22 protein-coding genes and 1 pseudogene are annotated in these 20,804 nt (G+C 39.0%); 20 read left to right on the forward strand and 3 right to left on the reverse strand.

Annotation, left to right across the window (positions count from 1 at the left end; all coding sequences use genetic code 11):
* From WA407_RS19000 to WA407_RS19010, 3 genes are read left to right on the forward strand one after another with little or no spacing between them, the layout of a single operon-like run.
* On the forward strand, positions 1–906 hold the full coding sequence (locus WA407_RS19000; protein ID WP_336078119.1) for an AbiJ-NTD4 domain-containing protein: 906 nt from the start codon (positions 1–3) through the stop codon (positions 904–906).
* A 13-nt stretch (positions 907–919) separates the two neighbouring features.
* On the forward strand, positions 920–2,167 hold the full coding sequence (locus WA407_RS19005; protein WP_336078120.1) for a restriction endonuclease subunit S: 1,248 nt from the start codon (positions 920–922) through the stop codon (positions 2,165–2,167).
* 18 nt (positions 2,168–2,185) lie between these two features.
* Positions 2,186–3,802 (forward strand): type I restriction-modification system subunit M, encoded by a 1,617-nt coding sequence (locus WA407_RS19010; protein ID WP_336078121.1) that lies wholly within the window; start codon positions 2,186–2,188, stop codon positions 3,800–3,802.
* Positions 3,803–3,986: 184 nt separating this feature from the next.
* On the opposite strand, the gene WA407_RS19015 is transcribed toward WA407_RS19010, so the two are convergent.
* Both WA407_RS19015 and WA407_RS19020 read right to left on the reverse strand, forming a co-directional pair.
* Complete coding sequence (locus tag WA407_RS19015) at positions 3,987–4,193, reverse strand: hypothetical protein (protein WP_420873665.1); 207 nt, start codon at positions 4,191–4,193, stop codon at positions 3,987–3,989.
* Positions 4,194–4,304: 111 nt separating this feature from the next.
* Positions 4,305–5,068, reverse strand: a pseudogene (locus WA407_RS19020) (IS5 family transposase).
* A gap of 122 nt (positions 5,069–5,190) precedes the next feature.
* Here WA407_RS19020 and WA407_RS19025 point away from each other — a divergent pair.
* Positions 5,191–6,525 (forward strand): DNA/RNA helicase, encoded by a 1,335-nt coding sequence (locus tag WA407_RS19025; RefSeq protein ID WP_336078122.1) that lies wholly within the window; start codon positions 5,191–5,193, stop codon positions 6,523–6,525.
* A 730-nt stretch (positions 6,526–7,255) separates the two neighbouring features.
* Positions 7,256–8,509, forward strand: a complete 1,254-nt coding sequence (locus WA407_RS19030; RefSeq protein ID WP_336078123.1) for a DNA modification methylase — start codon at positions 7,256–7,258, stop codon at positions 8,507–8,509.
* Here WA407_RS19030 and WA407_RS26775 read toward each other — a convergent pair whose 3' ends face one another.
* Positions 8,510–8,773: a DUF3953 domain-containing protein gene (locus WA407_RS26775; protein ID WP_442952043.1), complete on the reverse strand. Its 264-nt coding sequence runs from the start codon at positions 8,771–8,773 to the stop codon at positions 8,510–8,512.
* A 481-nt stretch (positions 8,774–9,254) separates the two neighbouring features.
* On the opposite strand from WA407_RS26775, the gene WA407_RS19035 reads away from it, so the two are divergent.
* The 15 genes from WA407_RS19035 to WA407_RS19105 all read left to right on the forward strand — a co-directional run bounded on the left by WA407_RS19035 (position 9,255) and on the right by WA407_RS19105 (position 20,597).
* Complete coding sequence (locus WA407_RS19035) at positions 9,255–9,908, forward strand: hypothetical protein (protein WP_336078124.1); 654 nt, start codon at positions 9,255–9,257, stop codon at positions 9,906–9,908.
* 64 nt (positions 9,909–9,972) lie between these two features.
* On the forward strand, positions 9,973–10,716 hold the full coding sequence (locus WA407_RS19040; protein ID WP_336078125.1) for a transposase: 744 nt from the start codon (positions 9,973–9,975) through the stop codon (positions 10,714–10,716).
* A gap of 160 nt (positions 10,717–10,876) precedes the next feature.
* On the forward strand, positions 10,877–11,722 hold the full coding sequence (locus WA407_RS19045; RefSeq protein ID WP_336078126.1) for a tyrosine-type recombinase/integrase: 846 nt from the start codon (positions 10,877–10,879) through the stop codon (positions 11,720–11,722).
* Positions 11,723–11,897: 175 nt separating this feature from the next.
* Positions 11,898–13,448: a phage terminase large subunit gene (gene terL, locus WA407_RS19050; RefSeq protein ID WP_336078127.1), complete on the forward strand. Its 1,551-nt coding sequence runs from the start codon at positions 11,898–11,900 to the stop codon at positions 13,446–13,448.
* A gap of 146 nt (positions 13,449–13,594) precedes the next feature.
* On the forward strand, positions 13,595–14,443 hold the full coding sequence (locus tag WA407_RS19055; RefSeq protein WP_336078128.1) for a copper amine oxidase N-terminal domain-containing protein: 849 nt from the start codon (positions 13,595–13,597) through the stop codon (positions 14,441–14,443).
* Positions 14,444–14,573: 130 nt separating this feature from the next.
* The gene (locus WA407_RS19060) at positions 14,574–14,861 is read left to right on the forward strand and encodes a hypothetical protein (protein ID WP_336078129.1); all 288 of its coding nucleotides are present in this window, start codon (positions 14,574–14,576) and stop codon (positions 14,859–14,861) included.
* A gap of 133 nt (positions 14,862–14,994) precedes the next feature.
* Positions 14,995–16,302 carry a phage portal protein gene (locus WA407_RS19065; protein ID WP_336078130.1) on the forward strand — a complete coding sequence of 436 codons (1,308 nt, stop codon included), beginning with the start codon at positions 14,995–14,997 and terminating at the stop codon, positions 16,300–16,302.
* Entirely contained in the window at positions 16,292–16,684 is a 393-nt protein-coding gene (locus WA407_RS19070; protein WP_336078131.1) for a hypothetical protein, read from the forward strand. Before WA407_RS19065 ends, WA407_RS19070 begins: the two co-directional genes overlap by 11 nt.
* A 384-nt stretch (positions 16,685–17,068) precedes the next feature.
* A complete protein-coding gene (locus WA407_RS19075; RefSeq protein ID WP_336078132.1) occupies positions 17,069–17,683 on the forward strand; it encodes a DUF4355 domain-containing protein in 615 nt (204 codons plus the stop codon).
* A gap of 30 nt (positions 17,684–17,713) precedes the next feature.
* Positions 17,714–18,544 carry a P22 coat protein - protein 5 domain protein gene (locus tag WA407_RS19080; RefSeq protein WP_336078133.1) on the forward strand — a complete coding sequence of 277 codons (831 nt, stop codon included), beginning with the start codon at positions 17,714–17,716 and terminating at the stop codon, positions 18,542–18,544.
* Positions 18,545–18,641: 97 nt separating this feature from the next.
* Positions 18,642–18,830: a hypothetical protein gene (locus tag WA407_RS19085; protein WP_336078134.1), complete on the forward strand. Its 189-nt coding sequence runs from the start codon at positions 18,642–18,644 to the stop codon at positions 18,828–18,830.
* Positions 18,831–18,851: 21 nt separating this feature from the next.
* Positions 18,852–19,163 (forward strand): phage head-tail connector protein, encoded by a 312-nt coding sequence (locus WA407_RS19090; RefSeq protein WP_322157806.1) that lies wholly within the window; start codon positions 18,852–18,854, stop codon positions 19,161–19,163.
* Positions 19,163–19,450 (forward strand): hypothetical protein, encoded by a 288-nt coding sequence (locus WA407_RS19095; protein ID WP_322157805.1) that lies wholly within the window; start codon positions 19,163–19,165, stop codon positions 19,448–19,450. Before WA407_RS19090 ends, WA407_RS19095 begins: the two co-directional genes overlap by 1 nt.
* Complete coding sequence (locus tag WA407_RS19100; RefSeq protein ID WP_336078135.1) at positions 19,447–19,863, forward strand: hypothetical protein; 417 nt, start codon at positions 19,447–19,449, stop codon at positions 19,861–19,863. Before WA407_RS19095 ends, WA407_RS19100 begins: the two co-directional genes overlap by 4 nt.
* A complete protein-coding gene (locus WA407_RS19105) occupies positions 19,800–20,597 on the forward strand; it encodes a hypothetical protein (RefSeq protein WP_336078136.1) in 798 nt (265 codons plus the stop codon). Before WA407_RS19100 ends, WA407_RS19105 begins: the two co-directional genes overlap by 64 nt.
* Positions 20,598–20,804 lie beyond the last annotated feature (207 nt).

Genomic DNA, 20,804 nt, shown 5'->3' on the forward strand with positions numbered 1-20,804 from the left:
ATGAATTTATACACAGAACGCCATGGATTAAGAAAACCAATTGCACGTACGAGTAAAATTTCAAAAGAAGTTTATACTTTGCTATTAAATACATGTCAAAAATATTATAAGAACCTAACACATATCTTCAAACTTCAGCAGCATTGTTCTTTTGTTAATCAGTATTATATTGAATTTAACCGTAGTCAATTTGAAAATAGAATGGTAATAAAAATTCCTAATATTCTCAGGGATGATTATGGTCATATAGCTGCCCCACAATATAATGATGATTATGACCAATATTCATTAATTGACCTTATAGAATATGTTGCTGAAAATATAAAGGATATTTCTGAAGGATGGAATAATGATCGTTACAAAAATTATTGGGATATTCGTTGTTTGGATACAACAAAAGTTTTTGATGATTATCGATATGAAATAAACGAAATATTTCAAGAGTCGGGGTTGTTGTTTACATTAACCCGAGGAAAACTTATTGAGCGTATAGTAGAAAACACCCCGCTTTCACCAGCAATAGAGACACAAGTACAGCAAATTGCTGAATATGGGACAAGAGAATTGATGAAAGATGCAATTGCATTATACAAAACACCAAATCCAGCTGCTCGCCAAGATTCAGTTGAGAAAATATGGGACGCCCTTGAGCGCCTGAAAACTTATTATACTAATCTTGACAAACGTGGCTCTGCAACCAAAGTGGTAAATGATATGAGCAACGGGAAGTCAGATTTTACTAAAATTTTTGATGCTGAATTTAGGGCACTAACGGACATTGGTAATAGTTTTAGAATCCGTCATCATGAGACAAATAAAATTGATATTACGGATAATCGCCACTATGATTACTTTTTTAACCGCTGTTTGTCGTTAATTGCTTTAGCAATTCAATATTTAAAATAAAAGGAGATTAGAAATGAGTGATAAAATAACAAAATCACCTCAAATCAGATTCGCAGGATTTACGGATGCTTGGGAACAGCGAAAGTTAAGCAAGGGTATGACTGAATATACAGAACGTGTGCTGATCGAAGATGATAAAGTATATAAGCAAGTATCAGTAAAAAATATAGGAGAAATCAAATTGCGTGGAGAACAAGAAGGTTCAAAAATTGGACGTAAACGTCAGGCAAAAATTAATCTGACAAAACATCCAAATACATTAATCTTCACTCGTCAGACGATTGAACAAGGTGGAATTGGATTTGCGCCAAAAGAAACTGATGGGGCTATTGTTACTGAAAATATGCCCACCATTAGTGTTGATACTAATGTCTTCGATAGAAACTACATCATAGCTTTAGTTAAAACTGTTCATTGGCGCAAAAAAGTAATCCTTTCAAACATAGAAGGTGGAACTGCTCAGATTGCAATCCATGAAGACGATATTTTAAAATCTGAAGTCCTGTTTCCCAAAATCAATGAACAACAAAAAATAGGGACTTTCTTCAAACAGCTAGAAGACACTATCAGTATTCATCAGCGTAAGTTGGAACTGCTGAAGGGTACGAAAAAGAGTCTGCTTCAAAAAATGTTTCCGAAAGACGGAGCCAATGTTCCTGAAATTCGCTTTGCAGGATTTACTGATGCTTGGGAACAGCGACGGTTAAACGAGTACCTAACAACTTCAAAAGTAAAGAACAAAGATGAACGGTTTGGAAAAGAAGATGTGTTATCAGTTTCTGGCGATTTTGGAATAGTTAATCAGATTGAATTTCAAGGGCGTTCATTTGCTGGTGAATCAGTTGCACCTTATGGGGTAGTTGAAACGGGTGACGTGGTATATACAAAGAGTCCGTTAAAATCTAACCCGTTTGGAATCATCAAAACTAATGAGGGACAAGCGGGTATCGTTTCAACGCTTTATGCCGTTTATAAACCAAATGATAATGTTGATAGCAAATTTGTCGAACGATATTTTGAAAATGACCAACGATTAAATCGTTACTTGAAGCCCTTAGTAAATAAGGGTGCTAAAAACGATATGAAAGTTAGCGATGATAACGCATTGATTGGTACAGTGGTTTTTCCAGTTGAAGTTGATGAACAACGAAAAATTTCCTCGTTTTTCAATCAATTAGACAACCTCATCACCCTTCATCAGAGTGAGTTAAATTCGCTTAAAAATTTGAAGAAATCACTGCTTCAACAAATGTTTATATAAGAAAAGGAGATTACACAAATGAGTAATGCAACAGATATTACATCAAAGCTATGGGAAATGGCTAACAAACTGCGTGGGACAATGGATGCAAGTGAGTACAAGAACTATATTTTACCATTTATGTTCTATCGCTACTTATCAGAAAATCAAGATGAATACTTAAAAGTCAATGATTTGGGAGAGTTCTACGAAGTGACAGATGACACTGAGAAAGAAGATTACCTTGAAGAAATCAGTAAAGGTCTCGGATATGCGATTGACCCAGCCTACACCTGGAACAAAATCGTATCAAAAATTGAAAATCACAAAATCAAAGCTAGTGATTTCCAAGATATGTTTGACTCGTTCAATACAAATGCCAAACGTAACGCAGTCGCAGAAGCGGACTTTGCTAATGTATTTTCAGATGTTAACCTTGGGGACACACGTCTAGGTTCAAGTACAAACGAACGTGCAAAGGCTTTGAATGATATCGTTTTGATGATTAACGAGTTTACTTTCAAAGACGATTCAGGCCGTGACATTTTGGGTGACGTTTACGAGTATTTGATTGGGCAATTTGCTGCCAATGCTGGTAAAAAAGGTGGGGAATTCTATACACCTCATGAAGTTAGTCAAATCCTAGCAAAAATTGTCACGATTGATGCAGCTGGTACTGGCGATCAATTCCGTGTATATGACCCTACAATGGGATCAGGTTCACTTCTTTTGACAGTTCAAAAAGAATTGCCAAATGGTAATGAAGAAGGAAGCGTTGAGTTTTACGGTCAAGAGTTGAATACTACAACTTATAACTTGGCTCGCATGAACTTGATGATGCATGGGGTAAATTATCGCAATATGGAGTTGAAACGCGCAGACACACTGGATGCTGACTGGCCATTTGCGGAAAAAGATGGCACACAAATTCCTTTGAAGTTCGACGCGGTCGTATCAAACCCCCCATATTCTCAGAATTGGGATACAAAAGGCGTTGATCGAGAAAAAGATACACGTTTCAAGGGTTATGGTGTAGCACCTGCATCTAAGGCAGATTATGCCTTTGTTCTTCATGGACTGTACCATTTAGATAAAGCTGGAACAATGGCTATCGTGTTACCGCATGGGGTACTCTTCCGTGGTGCGTCTGAAGGTAAAATCCGTAAAAATATCATCGACAACAATCTGTTAGATGCTGTTATTGGATTACCAACTAACTTGTTCTATGGCGCAAGCATCCAAACATGTGTGCTGGTGTTCAAAGGTCGTGAAGCTCGAAAGAGTAAAGATATTTTGTTTATTGATGCTTCAAATGAGTTTGTAAAAGGAAAGAACCAAAACAAACTCTCTTCTGAAAACATCGACAAAATTATCGAAACTTACAGTAACCGTAAATATGTTGAGAAATATGCTCATGTGGCATCTTTGGACGAAATCAAAGAAAATGATTACAATTTGAACATTCCACGTTACGTCAACACGTTTGAAGAAGAAGAAGTTATTCCACTTTCACAAGTGGCTCAAGAGTTGACAGAAGTAAAAGCGGATATTACGAATTCATATGACAAATTGTTTGAGCTTTTGAACGAGTTGAACGGGACAACCGATGAAGCCAAAGAAGAACTGAGTAAATTTATCAGTCTTTTAGGTAAATAATTGTGTTAGAAAAGAGCTAAGGAGGATTTTAAACCTTGGCTCTTTTCACAAACACTTGGGAACAGCGTAAGTTATTTTTGATGACCATTCACCAAAACAGGTGAAGTATGCTTTAGAAACTTTGATCAGACAAGCAGAATTAATGTATGGCATAAATTGTCCCCTCGCTTTTGAAATTATTCATTTATTCATCAACCTGAACCAATAACAGTCTATTCTTAAATCCCCCACGCTTTTCTTTCTTCTCCAGCCTTATCTGCTCAAACTCCTCTATGCTAATCCCCTGATTATCCAATATAGCATAAACGACCTCAACCAAATCCGCCAATTCTCCAACCTGGTCAGCAGTTTCAGCAGTAAGATATTCCTGAAGTTCCTCCTCTAACTTCATATCGAGCATGTCTGAGTAGTCATTGTCATCCAACACCATTATTGTTGCTTTCTTTCCTGAAGCTTCAATAATCTGTGGAATCTTATCACGGACTAGGGCGTGTCTTCAAACCTAAGCAAGCCATACGAGAATGGAAGCCAGCGTTAAAAAAGCCTGGAAAGTGCAGGCTAATTTATCATAGCGAGTAGCAAGTCGACGATATTTTTTCACCTTGTTAAAAAAGCATTCCACCAAATGACGCTCTTTGTAGAGATCGTGGTCGTATTTCGGTTTCACCCGCCGATTTTTCTTCCCTGGGATCACCGGGATCGCTTCATGCTCTTTCAAAAGAGATCGGATAGCGTTGGTGTCATACGCCCGGTCAGCTAAGACTTACTTCATGGTTAGTTCAATGGTTTGGAGTATTTCGTATCCCTGGACAGAATCATGGGCCTGTCCTCCCGTCAATTCGAAACGAAGTGGATTTCCCAACGCATCAACCACGGCATGAATTTTCGTGCTTAGTCCCCCTCGGGATCGTCCGATTGCTTGCTTGTCTTGCCCCCTTTTGCGCCTGATCCATGCTGATGGACCCGCACGATCGTGGCATCAATCATTATGCTTTCTTCGTCGAGATCAAGCGAAACATGCTCTAGAACCTTATCCCAAATCCCTGCTTTCTGCCAGCGCCGAAAGCGAGTATATACCGATTTCCAATGGGGAAAGGTGTCTGGTAGATCCCGCCATGGGGCACCCGAACGAGCGACCCAAAGCATGGCATTTAACATCCATCGATTGTCCACAGCGGGACGTCCTCCTTGTGGTTTACGTTCGGGTGGAAACAGCTTTTGAATTAGCCGCCATTGTTGATCTTGGATTTCGTATCGTGTACTCATCTACTTTATTTAACCTATTTAAGCTTTGTTAAGCAGTTTGAAGACACACCCTAGTCAATCGGAAGAATCTGTACGATCAGAATAAAGAAGCTATCGACAATTCAATATTCTCAAGAATCAAAGTGGAATTATATCAAACGATTGAAAATCAGCTTAACGAAGGGAAAGAGTACGATTTTTCTCCCTATAAATATATTGTGTGTGATGAGTCGCATTACTTTACTACGGACAGTGGATTTAATGATAATGCCGATGATTCCCTTCAAGCTATACTCGGTTTACAGTCTCAAATTAGAATTTTTATGTCCGCAACTGGTCATGTGTTATTCTCTTATATCAAGGATCAATATAGGCGTAAGCTCAAACAAAAAGGTAATAAAATATGGACGTACTCCATTCCAATAAAATTCAATCAGATTGCATCGTTATCCTTCTACACAGGCTTTTATGCAATAGAAAAATGGATTGAGCGCAAATTCAATAAAGCTAACGATAAAATTATATATTTTGAAGACACGATCCAAAAGGCTTTTGAGCTTCATATGAAGTATGACGATTCACTATTCGTATGTAGTAAGAGTAGCAAAAATAAAAAATATCTCAAATATGTAGATGATGATCAAGTGGAGTCCATGATCAAGCAAAATAGGTTTGACTGTAAATATCTATTCACCACGACGGTGCTTGATAATGGTTTTGATTTGAAGGATGAGCAAATTAGATTAATTGTGTGCGATATATTTGATGTGGATATGATGCTACAGTGTATTGGGCGAAAGAGATTCAAGAATGACCAGGATAAGGTACATGTAGTGTTACTGAATCGAAGCAATCGAGATTTGAATAATTACTTGAGATCAGTCCAGAAGAAACTGGATGAAGCAGATGCTTTTATTCATGGTGGGGTTGAAGAATGGAAAAAGCTAGTGGGTAAATTTTCGAGGCAATCTAATTACAAAGACAACGCAACAAGTGATGGCAAATATAAATCGAAGAAGACAGTTTCCAGAGTTAAATATCTTCAAGCTGTAGCAACGAGGAATCGGATTAAGGATATGCTGGATCGCAATAGGGAAACGAATGAGTATAGAGAAGAAACTGGAGGAAGAAAAGCAAGTGATGCTTATATGATGTACATTTCGAACTTATTACATAAAAATAAAATCACGTTGATTGAGAAACTATTTGAGAAAGAAGAATTATGTAGCTATTTAGAAACAATAGTAGGTAAAAGAATATATAAAGACGGTCAAAAACAAGTCATTGAAAAATTTGATATCAAGGATTATCGAGGTAGATTACAAAAGGATATTAGCCAATTACAGTCCTACCTCCAATCGAATCAATTTAAATATGCGATTGGTAGTTTTCCAGATAACCGAAAAAAGTTAGAAGATGGAAGCAACAATCCCCATAAAGGGAAGCGATATTGGTTAGTTAGTAAATTTAAGGGATAGTCGGTTGTAACAAAAAAATCAATTTTTTCTTATTTTCGATACTGTCAAAAAGGTAGTACATATAAGGATTTTTTTAATCTTGGACAGCATATTGTGGAGTAATGCTATATATAACATATATCCATGATTTGCCGTCCAGAGGATAGAAAAGGCAATGAAATCAACCGTTTTTTAGAGATAGGGAAAGATAGAAATTTGCGAACAAAGTATTTATAATATGCCGCAAAGGGGCTGGGTGTGGGAGGGGAAACGGAGGCAGGCGATACTACCGTTTACGAAGCGTAGCGAAGTGGTTTTATCGCGGTTTTAGTTTCCCCTATCCCACGTATAGATCATACATTGACTTGGTAGGATTCATGGACAATTCAGAGTCATATTATTAATTGGTTGTATTTATCGCTTTAAAATTTTCGTATTTCATATTGAATTTTACCTTGTTGAATACTGACTGCTATTTGCAAAATTTTAAACTACACGAATTGAGGACTTGAGTAAAATGTGTCACGTGACACAATGAGCAAATTTACAATTACAAATTAGATTACACGGAAATTCTGGCTATGAGCTAGGGTTTCTTTTTACATTTAGAGAGGAGCAACAAGATTGTTATTAATGCTACAAGCAATAACCATAGAAATATTACGATTTATTACTGCAATTGGTGTGTTTTACACATGGCTTTGGGTTGCAGCCTTTTTAAAAACGAGTTTAGAAAGGGGGATCAAGTGGATTGGAAATCAAATTCGTAAACGTAGAAATGTTAATTCCGTACATAAAAAATGCCAGAAATAATGAGAAAGCTGTAGATTATGTAGCAACCAGTATTCAGAGTTATGGATTTAAGAATCCGATTTTGATAGACAGTAATCATGAAATCATAGCAGGTCATACTCGTCTGTTAGCAGCTAAGAAGCTTGGGTTAAAGCAAGTTCCAACGATACTGGTGGATGATTTAACGCCTGAACAGGTCAAAGCCTTCAGAATCGCTGATAACAAAACTGCTGAGTATGCAGATTGGAATTTTGAATTGTTGGCGCAGGAAATGGAAGAATTAAAACTGGCTGATTATGATCTTTCTTTAACTGAATTTGATATGAGTGAGTGTGAGAAGTTGCTGGATACATTACATGAAGAAACATCCGATGATGAAGATAATTTTGATGTAGAAGATGCATTGTCTGAACATCCGATCACTCGTAAAGGTGACATCTGGTTACTTGGTAAGCATAGGCTCATATGCGGTGACTCGACTAATCCGCAGGATATCGCAACATTGATGGATGGCAAGAAGGCACAGCTTATTGTAACTGATCCACCTTATAATGTCGACTATACGGGCAAAACGAAGGATGCATTGAAAATTGAGAACGATAAGATGGACAATAACCAATTTTATGATTTTCTATTTGCTGCCTATACTCAAATGTTTGAGGTAGCAGATGACGGGGCAAGTATTTATGTGTTCCACGCAGATAGTGAAGGTTTGAATTTTAGAAAGGCATTTATTGAAGCTGGATTCAAGCTGGCACAATGCTGCATCTGGGCAAAGCAAGCGATGGTTATGGGTAGACAAGATTATCACTGGATGCACGAACCTGTATTGTACGGTTGGAAGCCGACAAGTGGACACTACTGGAACAGTGATCGGAAGCAAACAACATTATGGCAATTTGATCGTCCTTTCCGCAATGAGTATCATCCCACGATGAAGCCGATTCCCTTGATTAGCTATCCAATTAAAAATTCCAGTAAGTTTGGTGATATTGTGTTTGATCCATTTGGTGGTTCAGGTTCAACGTTGATTGCTTGTGAGGAAACGGATCGGATTTGTTATACGAGTGAGCTTGATCCTAAGTATGTAGATGTGATTGTAAGTCGATATATTTCTCATATTGGCAGCGATAACGGCGTTTATCTGATTCGGGATGGTAAGCAATATAGCTATCAAGAAGTAGTTGCTGAGCCAGAATTAGAGAATGCGTAGTTAACCTTTTCTCAATAAAAGTGTAGATATAAATACAATTGCAGCGAACAAGGAAACACTGAAGCTAACTATGGCATACGTTTTTCGATTTGTCTTAAACTCGGAGATGCCAGAAAATAAAAACATGAGGCTGAGAAAAAGCTGTGTAAATAAGGATGCGAGTCGGTTATTACCAGGATAAGCAAGTGAAAAAAGGGACGTGATAACAACGGCAGCAGCACACGCATATTTAAGAATTGGAAATATATTTATTCTTTTGAGCATAGGTCAGTTTCCCCTTTCTATATTGATTAGTATTTAATGAACCCCATTATACAATATTATACAACTATTTGGTTCGCTACGGTAATCAGTATGACTATCAAGAAGTTGTTGCTGAGTCGGCAAGGTCAGAGGTATCATGTGCTGACTAAACTGAAAGGGTGATTCAATTGGGTAAGACAAAAGTGAATATGGTCTAAAGGGCATGCAAGCTGAAAAGGTAAATGTGCTAAGGGGTGAGGAGGCTCAGGAGGACAACGAGTTGATTCAGAAGGTGATTGAGGATATTGAGTTATTTTACGAGGCTGAGTTAGAAGGGTAAGCTGATACATATGGGGAATGGCTGATAGTTGGCTGTTCCCTATTTTCGTGCTGGTCATATAGCTACTACTTATAGGGAAAAGAAGGAATTACATTCAAATTTGTTGAATTAACTCTGATAAGACAAATCAACATGTTCAACAGCATGAAAAGGGGAAGCTACATGATCTGGAATATAAGAAATCTTGTCGTATTTGTATTTGTCATTGTCATGTGGATGATTGTGGATCATTTACATATTAATAATGTGTTAGCTTTTATAATCATTTTTATCCTGATGTTTCTCGTACTATATGTTCCTATTCTTTTTACTGTATTATGGGATTCTAATTTGAAGAGAATAGAGAAGTTTTTAATGTCGCGTAAGAATAAACCAGAATACCATCTATTTTATGCTCTAGCCAATGAAATCGATGAAGAAGTAGAAGACTCAACTCGACTATTGCTCCAAAAGTATAAAGGAATTCACAAACAAGCGTTATATAAAACCGTTTTTGCTTTCTATAAAAAAGAAATTTTGACGGTTAAAGAAGAAATCGAATTGATCAAACCACTGGCATATAAAAATTACTATCGAGCTATCGTGTGTATGGAAGAAGAGAATAATATGAAAGCTCATAAAATCATTCACGACATTCCAACGTCTTGGATGAAAAGCGCGCTTCTTTCCGAATTGGAGTTGAAATCAAATCATCATACAGAAGCATTAAAACTGGCACAACAAGCCGTGCATCAGTCCAAAGGTTTGCAAAAGTATGTGTTATTTAAAACCTTTCAACGGAAATTCCCTGAGCTGCAGCCTGTTGAGGAAAGGTAACTTAAAAAACAGAAGTCTATGCACATTCGCATAGGCTTTTTTTCATGCTGGAGGTAAGCATAAGATGAGTAAATTTAATGAAAAACCAAAAAGAAACAAGCCTAAGATACTGACCAAGTATGATCAATTTGTTGTGCCAAGGCTGAAGGATATTCCCGTTTGGGTACGTGAAGGAGCCACAGATGAAGAGATTGCTAGGCGACTAAACATTCATATCTGGACATTAGGCGACTATCGCAGGAAGCATCCCAAATTTGCAGAAGTATTGGAACGCCCAACTAAGTGGGAAACCCATGTATATCCTCGGTTAGCGGAAATCCAGCAATGGTTCAAAGAAGGCGTGAATGCAGAGGACATTATCAAGAAACTCGATATAGGTAAAACGACTTGGTACGAGTATATAGATAAACATCCGATGCTGGCTGAACTAGTCAAATGGAGCAGATCTGTCCCTATATCTCACGTGGAAAATTCACTTTTGAAAGCTGCTACGGGGTATGAATATGAAGAAATAAAAACGATCATTGAAGAGGACAAAAATGGAAAAAAGAAGACGCGCATCGAAAAAGTGAAACGGTATCAGCCTCCCAATCCGACAGCGATGATCTTCTACTTAAAGAATCGCGCACCCAACGAGTGGAATGATCGCCGTGAGCTGGTGGTGAATACGAAAGCACTGGAACAGGAACGCAAGCAGCTATTTTTGGATATGATTGAAGCCGATGTAGTATATGCCGATTATGAAGCTATCGAAGAATCAGTAGAGATGGAGGATGGATACAAAGAGTCGGATAATTCGCAGCCATAACGTTATGCCGTCAGTATTTGTATAGATAAACGTCAGTTTCAGCCCTGAATGAGCCTGTAAATTACCCGAATTCAGTGCATAAGATAAGTTATGTATGGAGTGGACTTTGCCCCACATCAACGGTATGATGTGACACACAAAGCGAAGGGTGGGGGCGAATATGGAGTATATTCAAGGGTTTGAAGCGCATTTACGGAGCAAGGATCGGAGTGAAAATACGGTTTCCTGCTATATTCGGGACGTATTACAGTTCATAGCTTGGTATCGGGGCAAGACGGAGTATGGGCTGGACAAGTGGATTGAATTGGATGGGGTAGAGTATAAGAAGCATCTGCAAAGCACCAACCAAGCGATACTGACCATCAACCGTAAGATCGCCAGTATCAACGTATTTGCTCAGTGGATGCACCAGCAAGGCTATATTAGGGAAGAGATACATATCGAAGCAGTCAGGAACAAGGTGGTTCGGCAATACAAAGGGTTAGCGGAAAAGGATTTGTGGAAGTTGAGAAATGAAATTCATCGTATGGGCAATCGGATGCACATTTGTATGATTGAATTATTGATTGGGACTGGCATACGAGTAAGCGAATTGGTTGGTATCAAGCTGAAGGACATAGAAATAAGCGAACGCAAAGGATTATTGAAGGTGCTTGGTAAGGGGAATTCCATACGAAATATACCATTAAATAAGGATGTGCGGAAAGCCATTACTCGATATCTTGAAATTAGGCCAAAAGTGGAATCAGAATATCTATGTATGGGGCAGCGTGGAGCATTGGAACGAAATGCGATCAACCTGATTTTGAACAAATACGGGGATCGAGTCAACGTAAAGGTCACGCCCCATATGCTGAGACATACACTTGGCTATAAGCTGGTCAAAACGACTCCATTGACGACCATCCAGCAAATCTTTGGACATGATCACGTAGCCACAACCAATATTTATACCCTAACAACACAGCAGGATATGGCTGAAGCTTTGGCAAATATCGAGTGGTGAGAAGCCACTCTTTTTGTCGTGGATGGAGGGGTTCTTCTATGTAGATAAACGGAGTCGCCAGCAAAGGGCGCAGAAATTTTTGTGATGATTTTATAGTGAATATGAGAAAGGAGTTATACCCATTGAAACAATAAAGCAAGAAGAGCAGCGACAAGCTGAACTGCTTAAGCAGTATATGGAGAAGCATTTTAAACCACCGAAAATGAAACAACTGATCGAAATGTTCTCTTTCTCTGAACTGCGCAAGCTTATTGGTGAGATGGACATTGAATTTTTTGCATTGGCCTATTTTCCTAAATACTTTGATCGAGTATTCGGCAAGTTTCACAAAGAGCTATTCACGGAATTAAGACATATGCTTGCAAATACAGGACTGATTACGGCTTTCGGACTCCCAAGGGAGCATGGAAAGTCCACGATCAGTTCTTTTTTATTTCCGCTGTATGCCACACTATATGATAAATCGCAGTTTACATTGATTATATCTGCGACAGAACAAATTGCTCTTCCGTTCCTCGATATGATTAAAGATGAGCTAGAAACGAATACGATGCTGATTAAGGATTTTGGGATTCGAAAAGGGAGCCGCTGGAACAACAACGAAATATGGCTCAAGAGTAAAGGTGGACTGGACTCATGTATTATGATTCGTGGTATAGATGGTAGTTTGAGAGGTATTCACTATAAGCATCATCGTCCTACTTTGGTTCTAATGGATGATTTGCTCAAGGAGGATACGGCTCGCTCCGAAGCCAAGCGAGAACAAATTAAAAATACGTTTACGGATGTCATTCTGCCTATTGGCACAAGGGATACGAATATCCTGATCTGTGGAACCATTCTCAACGAAGAGGACATTATGGCTGATCTGCTCAAGGGTAAAATTCCAGGTGTGAGAAGTGTTCGTAAAGCAGCTGTACTACAGTTTTCAGAGCGTGATGATCTATGGTCAGAGTGGGAACGAATGTATAATAATTTGCCGGATGAGGATAGGATTAATACGGCCTTGTCCTTTTTTATGGCGAATGAGGAGGAAATGCTGGAGGGTACGGAAATCCTGTGGAGCGAGTATTTGGACTATTATTATTTGATGTGCAAGAAGCAAGCGATGGGCGAGAAAAGTTTCTATAAAGAATTACAAAACGATCCGCGTTCAACAGACGAATACATATTTCAGAATCTCAAGCATTGGGATAGGTTGCCTGAATTTGAGGACATGGAACTTGCCATGTATATTGATCCAGCCATCAAAGCAGGGAAGAAGAACGACTATTCTGCGGTTTCGATTATTGGGCAGCATCGGAAAACGAAGCAGATGTACGTGATCGATGGCAATATCTATAAACTGTTGCCGGATGATTTGTTTCAAGTAGCCATTGAAAAATTGAAGCTTTACCCTGTAGATAAACTGGGTTTTGAAGTGAATCAAGCACAAAGCTATATGAAGCAGAAATTTGAAGAAGAGTTATGGAAAGCGAAGATACATACACCTGTAGAAAGTGTGCATTCAAAAGGGCAGAAGCATGAACGTATTATTAGCTTGGAACCGGAAATCAAGAAGGGACATATTCTGTTCAATGCAGATAACCTCAGATACAATCATCAGGTGAAGGACTACAATCGCAATTGTACATATGATGACGCGCCAGACAGTTTATATGGGGCTGTCCAATTGATTCAGTCGGTCAAGAGTCTAAAATTTTATGATCGCAGCTTGTTATTTTGAAGCTTCTGCTAGATATTCATTCATTATTTTGATCCGACCTCGGTAAGCTAACGAGTAGGAAAACGCAACAAATTTTATCCAATAGCGTCTTAATATGGAGGGGAGTTACTGTGCAACAAATTTAACCAAAAAGGGAGCTATCATTTATGAAAAAAGCATTCTTTGGGTTTTTTCTTGTAATCTTTTTATTTATTTCATCGTCAACTACTTATGCAGCAGAAAGTCAAATCAAAGTTAATGGTGTTGCTATTGCATCCGATGTGAAGCCCGAAATTAAGAACAAACGTACAATGATACCTCTACGTGTCATTAGTGAAAATTTGGGAGCTAGGGTCGAATGGTCCAATTCAAAGGTTATTCTCACTAAAATCGATATGAAAGTAATGTTAACACTGAACAGTAGTACAGCGGTGAAGAACGGTAAAAAGATGCTGCTTGATGTAAAACCATACATGAAAAATAAGCGCATATTTGTTCCACTTCGTTTTATTGCAGAGACGTTTGGATGCAATGTCAATTACAGCAACTTTGCAGTAGCTGTTAATACTGAGCCATTGTTTATAGATGGTGTACAAGTAAAAGCATTACAACATGAATACCATATGACTTTGGGCGGCGTAGTTCAGCAGATTAATGGAAATGCATATAACAAAACGATCTATAATACTTTTGTAAAAAACAAAGGTAAAAAGGTCGAAGCACCTGCAGACTACTCTTGGAGAGGTACTAGTGACACACTTGGGTCCTATTATAAAAATGCACAATATGATTTTCTAGACCCAAAAGGGAACAGCTTAGTTCGTTTTGATGTTTATTCTTTATTTCGTTCTTTTCCATCTGAACCTTTAACAGGATACCCAGAGATTTTGATTCATGACGTATCCAAAGATGAGTGGTACTTATTTAGCGATACCGCAAATCGATCCATTGAAGAGTTAATTTATACCGCTGAAAAGAACGGTTTTCTGAAGGTTATAAGTAATACAGTTGTATAAAGTGATTTTTTCTTATTACACTAATTGGAAACGATAGTTGACGAGCTTGTAATAGTATATCGATGCCAATAGATGTTTGTTATAGTCCCCGTTTGGCTTAATCACGGGTATGTAAGGAGGTTAATATTCTATGGACGGCTGGAATGAGGAGAAGGCTCTGGAACAGAGTGATATTCATCAATTGAGTGGTGAGATCTATCAGATCCTACACGAGAGGATTGACAAGCTAGGTGTAGCATATGGCATCGTTAGTGAATTTAGTTATAACCCTGAGGAACCACCGTTCTGGACTATTACTATCGAGGACTATGAAACTGTGCTTACCTTGGCCATCTTGTTCCAATATAAGAAACAGCATAGAAATTTGAAGGATGCGTTAACTCATTTTATGCGCGATCACTTCCCATACTTCACTTAAGCAGAGTATCAACGGTGAAAGGAAATTCAACTAACGGGGACACGTTAATTCAACAAGGAACTACCCAGTAAAGGTGGTTCTTTTCTTTATTCAAGCAACAATTACTTAACCTATTTTGAAAGGAAGCATGTATTTGCAAATTACGGAACAAATCGTATTAGAGTGTCTAAATGAACTCCACTCGATTACATTAGTTAAACAGAAATATGCAGATTACTATAGTGGTCAGCATGCTATTCTCAAGAACTATGCGATGCAAGAAAGCCGAAGCAATCAAAAGCTCATTTTCAATTTCCCACGTAAGTTCGTGGATAATGAAGTTGGCTACCTGCTCGGTAAGCCAGTGAACTATGTGTCCAAGTCAGATCAGGATGAAGCCATACATAATATAGATGTACATATGAACCATTGGGACAAGGAGCATAATTTGCAACTTCGGAAACAATCCGAAATTTTTGGCGAGAGCTTTGAGTTGAACTACATTGATTCGGATGGCCAGTTTTCAGCCACGGTGCTATCTCCTTTGAATGCCTATGTACTGGAAGACGGAACAGCAGAACGAAATGTATTACTTGGCTTACATAAATTTACCCGTCGATTCGATAAGCAAGTGTATTTGGACGTGTATACCGACCATGAGATTCTACACTATACAATCGGCAGCGATAGTAAACCTAATCAGAGTAAGCAAAACCAAGCACCTGAATTAAAATATATCGGCAAACATAATCACATCTTTGGAAGAGTCCCACTTATCTCCTGTCCAGCCAATACGGAGAGGAAAAGCGGCTTCCATGATGTGATTTCTTTATTTGATGCCTATAATGCGCTGAATTCCGATTTGGTCAATGAAATTGCAGATCATCGCAACGCCTATCTTGTGATCGAGAATGCCAAGCTGGAAGCAGAAGACTTATTGAATATGAAGAAGATGGGGATTATTCAGGTTCCCGCTGGAGGAAAGGTAAGCTGGCTTACGAAGGAGATTAACGATTCTTTTGTGAAGAATGAATTGGACAATATTGAACGAAAAATCTTTGACATGATGGATCAGGTTAATTTTAATGAGAATTGGGCCAGCAATACATCTTCCTTAGCTCTGAGAAACAAGCTGCTGAATTTGGAGAATCGAGTAGCAATGCGTGAAGCCTTAATGGAAAAGGCAATCAAGCAGCGTTTACGGAATTTCTTTACCTTTCTGCACATTAAAGAAGGTGTGCAATATGATTACCGTGATATCGCGGTGAAGTTTACTCGTAACTTGCCGACAGATTTGGTTGGGATGGCTGATGTGATTGTGAAACTGAAAGAAGTGGTCTCTCAGGAAACGTTGCTTACATTGCTTCCATTTGTGGAGAATCCGAAGCTGGAATTCAATAAATTTCATACGGAGCAGCAACGATTAATTGCTACGAATAAGGAGGTATCAAATGCAGAATAAAAATAGCATCAGGCGGCTGGTTAAGAATAATTGTGCGTGTTATCTCGGAGCGAAGCATGGTATCTCCAATTATTGCTGTTTACAGGATGGTCTATGTACATTCTTTAGTCAAAATGATGACCTGCCCCGTTGTACCTATTTTGAACAAGGAGTGTTGCCAACAGATGAGAAGCTGGAACGAGAATATAAGTCTGAGCGGAATGTAGAATCTGAATTTAAAACAGCGCAACCGAGGGTGAACTGTCAGAAATGTAAGGCTACTTTTTCAGCAAATTCAAACCGGCAGAAATATTGTGAGAAATGCAGAGATAAGAGCGCGAACGAAAAGTCGAAGTTACGGATGCGCCAGATGAGAAAAAGCAGGCTCGATGTTACGCTTTAGGCTATCAAGAAACCAATAAACTAAGGGGGAAAAACAACCCAAAATGTGGGAACAGTATGTTTGTACCTATTTCTCATTTTTGCGATTTCTAATGCGTAACATCATTGTAGCAGATATGACGTAAACAAATTCAACATACATATAGGTGTTCGGAAGCTCGATCCCAACAGGTTCAGTGTTACGCTTTAGACTATCCAAAATCCGCATAAACAAAGGATGAAAAATAGGCAAAAGTGGGGAGTTGGGGTGTTCGTACCTGTTCCTCGTTTTTGTGATTTCTAAAGCGTTACATTCCTGTCCTAAGCATGACATTAAACGGCTCAAACATACATAAGCGTGTTCGGTTCTGTGGAGTCGGATGGGCAATAAAGGAGATTAACGAGAATGAAATTAGAACAAGTGAAGCAGTTGATTGAGGAAAACCAAACGAATGAGGAATGGCAAACGTATCTTCAGGGTTTGAATCCGTATAGCGTAGAAGGGATAGAGCAATATATCCAATCTAATCAGCAAGCAAAAAGTTGGTTCGATAGCACAGTGGACAAACGATCAGCTAAATCCTTGGAAACGTGGAAAGCGAATCATCTAGAGAATCTATTGAATGCGGAGATTAAGAAGCGATTTCCGGCTAAAGATGAGAAAGAAATCGAAGTCGAGAAGCTACGAGCCGAAGTGGAGAATATGAAGCTAGAGAAGCAACGTGAACGGTTAACCAGTCAAGCGGTAAAAATAGCATCTGAGAAGAAACTTCCACTCCCTTTAGTGGATTTTTTTATTGGTGCGGATGAAGACACAACGACAGCTAAGTTAACTATGTTGGAACAATCGTTGCAACTAGCTATACAACAGCAAGTCGAGCAACGACTCAAAGGGGATGGATATACGCCCCCAGCTAGTTCAACGAGTAGTACATTTACATTGGATTCGATTAAAGAAATGTCTCCCAACGAGATTAACCAGAATTGGGATCAAGTCAAACAAGCATTGCAAAACAAATAATAATAAACGAAAAGGACAAGGTGAATAGATATGACAGTACAGAATTTTATTCCTACAATTTGGAGCGCACGTTTAAATGAGAGTCTGAAAAAGAATCTCGTATACGGAAATGTGGTCAACACCGATTATGAAGGTGAGATTCAAGGCCAAGGCTCCACCGTGAAAATTAATTCGATTGGGGCAGTAACAATTGGTAACTATGATAAAGTTGCAGGGATCGGTAATCCACAGGAACTGGATGCTACGCAAAAGACGTTGGTGATTGATCAGGCGAAGTATTTCAATTTTCAAGTCGATGATGTCGATGCTGCTCAAGCGAATGTGAATCTGCTGGATGGTGGAATTGTGGAAGCTTCCTATGGACTGGCCAATGTAGTGGATCAGTATCTTGCTGGATTTTATACGGAGGTTAAAGCAGAGAACACGATTGGCAATGATACAACGCCTGTTATTCCAACGAAAGATACAGCCTATGATTTGCTGATTGATCTTGGCGTGCTGCTGGATGAAAACAATGTACCAGAAAGCGAACGCTTTGTGGTGGTTCCCGCTTGGTATTATGGCTTGCTTTTGAAGGATGCACGCTTTACCAAAGACCCGAATATTATCCGTACAGGTTATGTCGGAGATATTGATGGCATGACGGTCTATAAATCCAACAATGTGCCAAATACCGCAGGAGCTAAGTATAAAATCATCGCAGGTCATAAGAGTGCGATTTCGTTTGCTGGGCAAGTGGATTCGGTGGAAGCCTTCAGACCAGAGAAGCAATTTTCAGATGCAGTGAAAGGATTGCAGGTATTCGGAGCTAAATGTATCAAGCCGGAAGCTCTCGCTGTACTCACAGCCAATAAATCTTAATTGAAAGTGGATGATATGAGAACACATTATAATAGAAGAAACACGTTTAGGGTGTCCGTTTTGGATACCCTTAATTTCATTTTTGGAGGGTGATAAGATGTGGTTTTTGAATCAAGAGACAGGCTGCACATGGGAAGTCACAGATCAGGAGTTAATGCTGCGGTTACAGTCTAGTGGGCATTATGAGCAAGTAGAGGAACCGCAACCAGATGAGACTGAAGAAGATGAACCTGTAACGAAAGCTCAAACTGTCAAGAATATGAAACGTACCGACAAGCACAAGTAAAGGAGGAACAGGAGACAGTACATGAGTGATTTAATGAATTTGATGAAGCGATTATTGAGTATGGAATCAACAGACATATCCAAGGATGATATCCTGATCCACTATTTGAATAAAGCGAGGAGTAATATTTTTGGCTATTGTAATGTGGTAACACTGCCTGTGGAATACGATCATGTCATGGTTGATTATGCCGCATATCTCTATAAGAATAGGGATTCAGTTGGCTTAACAAATAAGCAGGAAGGTGAACGATCAGTTACATACGAAACAGGGATTCCGGCAAGTATCCTGCTTGCTCTTCCTCTACCTAAAATCAAGGTAGGGACAGATTAATGTTCTATGATACGAAGCTGGAAATTTTAGATGCTGAATTCATTCCTGTCCAGTTGATTATGGCAGATGTGCAACCTTATCGCAAAAGCTTTTCATTTGAAGATGGTTACATACTAGAGACGACATATCGAGCTTTCTGTCCATTGGAATCTTTATTGCTGTCGAACTGCTATATTCGAATTAGCAAGGATGTTTTTATTATTTTGGACATGAAGAAATGGAGCGATTATATGGAGTTGTACCTGTATCAATGCAAGCAGGATTTTGGTTTGGAGGTGGAGGAGTGACAAGGAGCCTAGAGCCGATGATAGATTTCTTCCTGCGAGAGAAAGGCGAGCTTGTACACATAAAAGGTGTAAGACAGCTTGGTCTGATCCAGGATGCGACAAATAATATTCAAATGACCGATGAAAAAATTATTCGAGCAGCAACACCCTTACATACAGGAGATAGCGTGGATTATCGTGATGAACGCTATCTGATCACCAGTCAGGTGGATCGAAATGAACAGTCTTGTCGAGGCAGAATGAAAAAGTGTAATCAACGGCTAGCTTTAAACTGGGATGGACAAGTAAAATGGTTTGATGCTGTGGTAGAAGCCAGAACGTTTCAACGGAAACAGGTAAAGTTATCTCCATGCCAGATGGAAACATTATGGTTACTGTACAGGACAACGCAGATACGAGGGGTATTAGATTAAGTCAACGATTTTATATGACTCATCAGCCGTTTAAAATAGTGGGAATGGATCGTATCCTAAATGGCATCATCCTGTTAAGCTGCACATTAGATAGCATAAATACAGCTTATGATGACGTGGAAAATAACATTGCGGACAAATGGAAGTACGAGACTGCTCACACATACTCATTACATATACATCAGGGGACGATAGCTCATGTACCTCTAAACGAAACAATACCGTTGAATGTAACTGCTACGGATAATGGGAATGAGATAGCCAATCCGACGATTACCTATACATCCAGTGATCCGAGTATAATTAGCGTAGACCAGCATGGACAGGTTATGGGCATCGTTTTGGGACAAGCAAGTATCACTGCGAGGTTAACGTATCACCCGGCAGTACAAAGCACCATTGAAATGAGAGTTGTCGAAACAGGAACGCATATCTATTCGATAGCCATTACTGGCAATTCAGTTCTAAAAACAGGCCAGAGTGCCTCATACGTCAGTCATATCTATGATCATGGAACAGAAGTGTTTGACCAGTCGGTGGAGTGGAGCTTACGAAATCAAGATGATTCAACTCCGATCATGGGGGGCGTGACAGCCAGCACAGGAAATAGTGTAACCATAAAAGCCGGAAGAAGTAGTGGATCTAGCAACAAAGCTCTTGTACTGACTGCTACCTTAGTAAGCGATCCTAGTATTACCATAGAAAAGACCATTAGCCTTAAGAATTTATTCTAAGTTTTATATCTATCGGCTTGCCCTATAGGTGAACCATTTTTATTTCAAAGGAGCACATACATATGCAACGAAAATCTATTGATTACTTGCTCAGTCTGAGCCTGTTGAAGCAATGGAGATCACAAAATGTCATTACAGGAAGAAGAGTTTATAGCGATTGATCAGCTTAATAAAAAATCTTTCAAGTAGCTATAACATGGGCAGAAA

The sequence above is a fragment of the Paenibacillus sp. 203 genome (genome assembly GCF_037027525.1).
GTDB lineage: Bacteria > Bacillota > Bacilli > Paenibacillales > Paenibacillaceae > Paenibacillus > Paenibacillus polymyxa_B.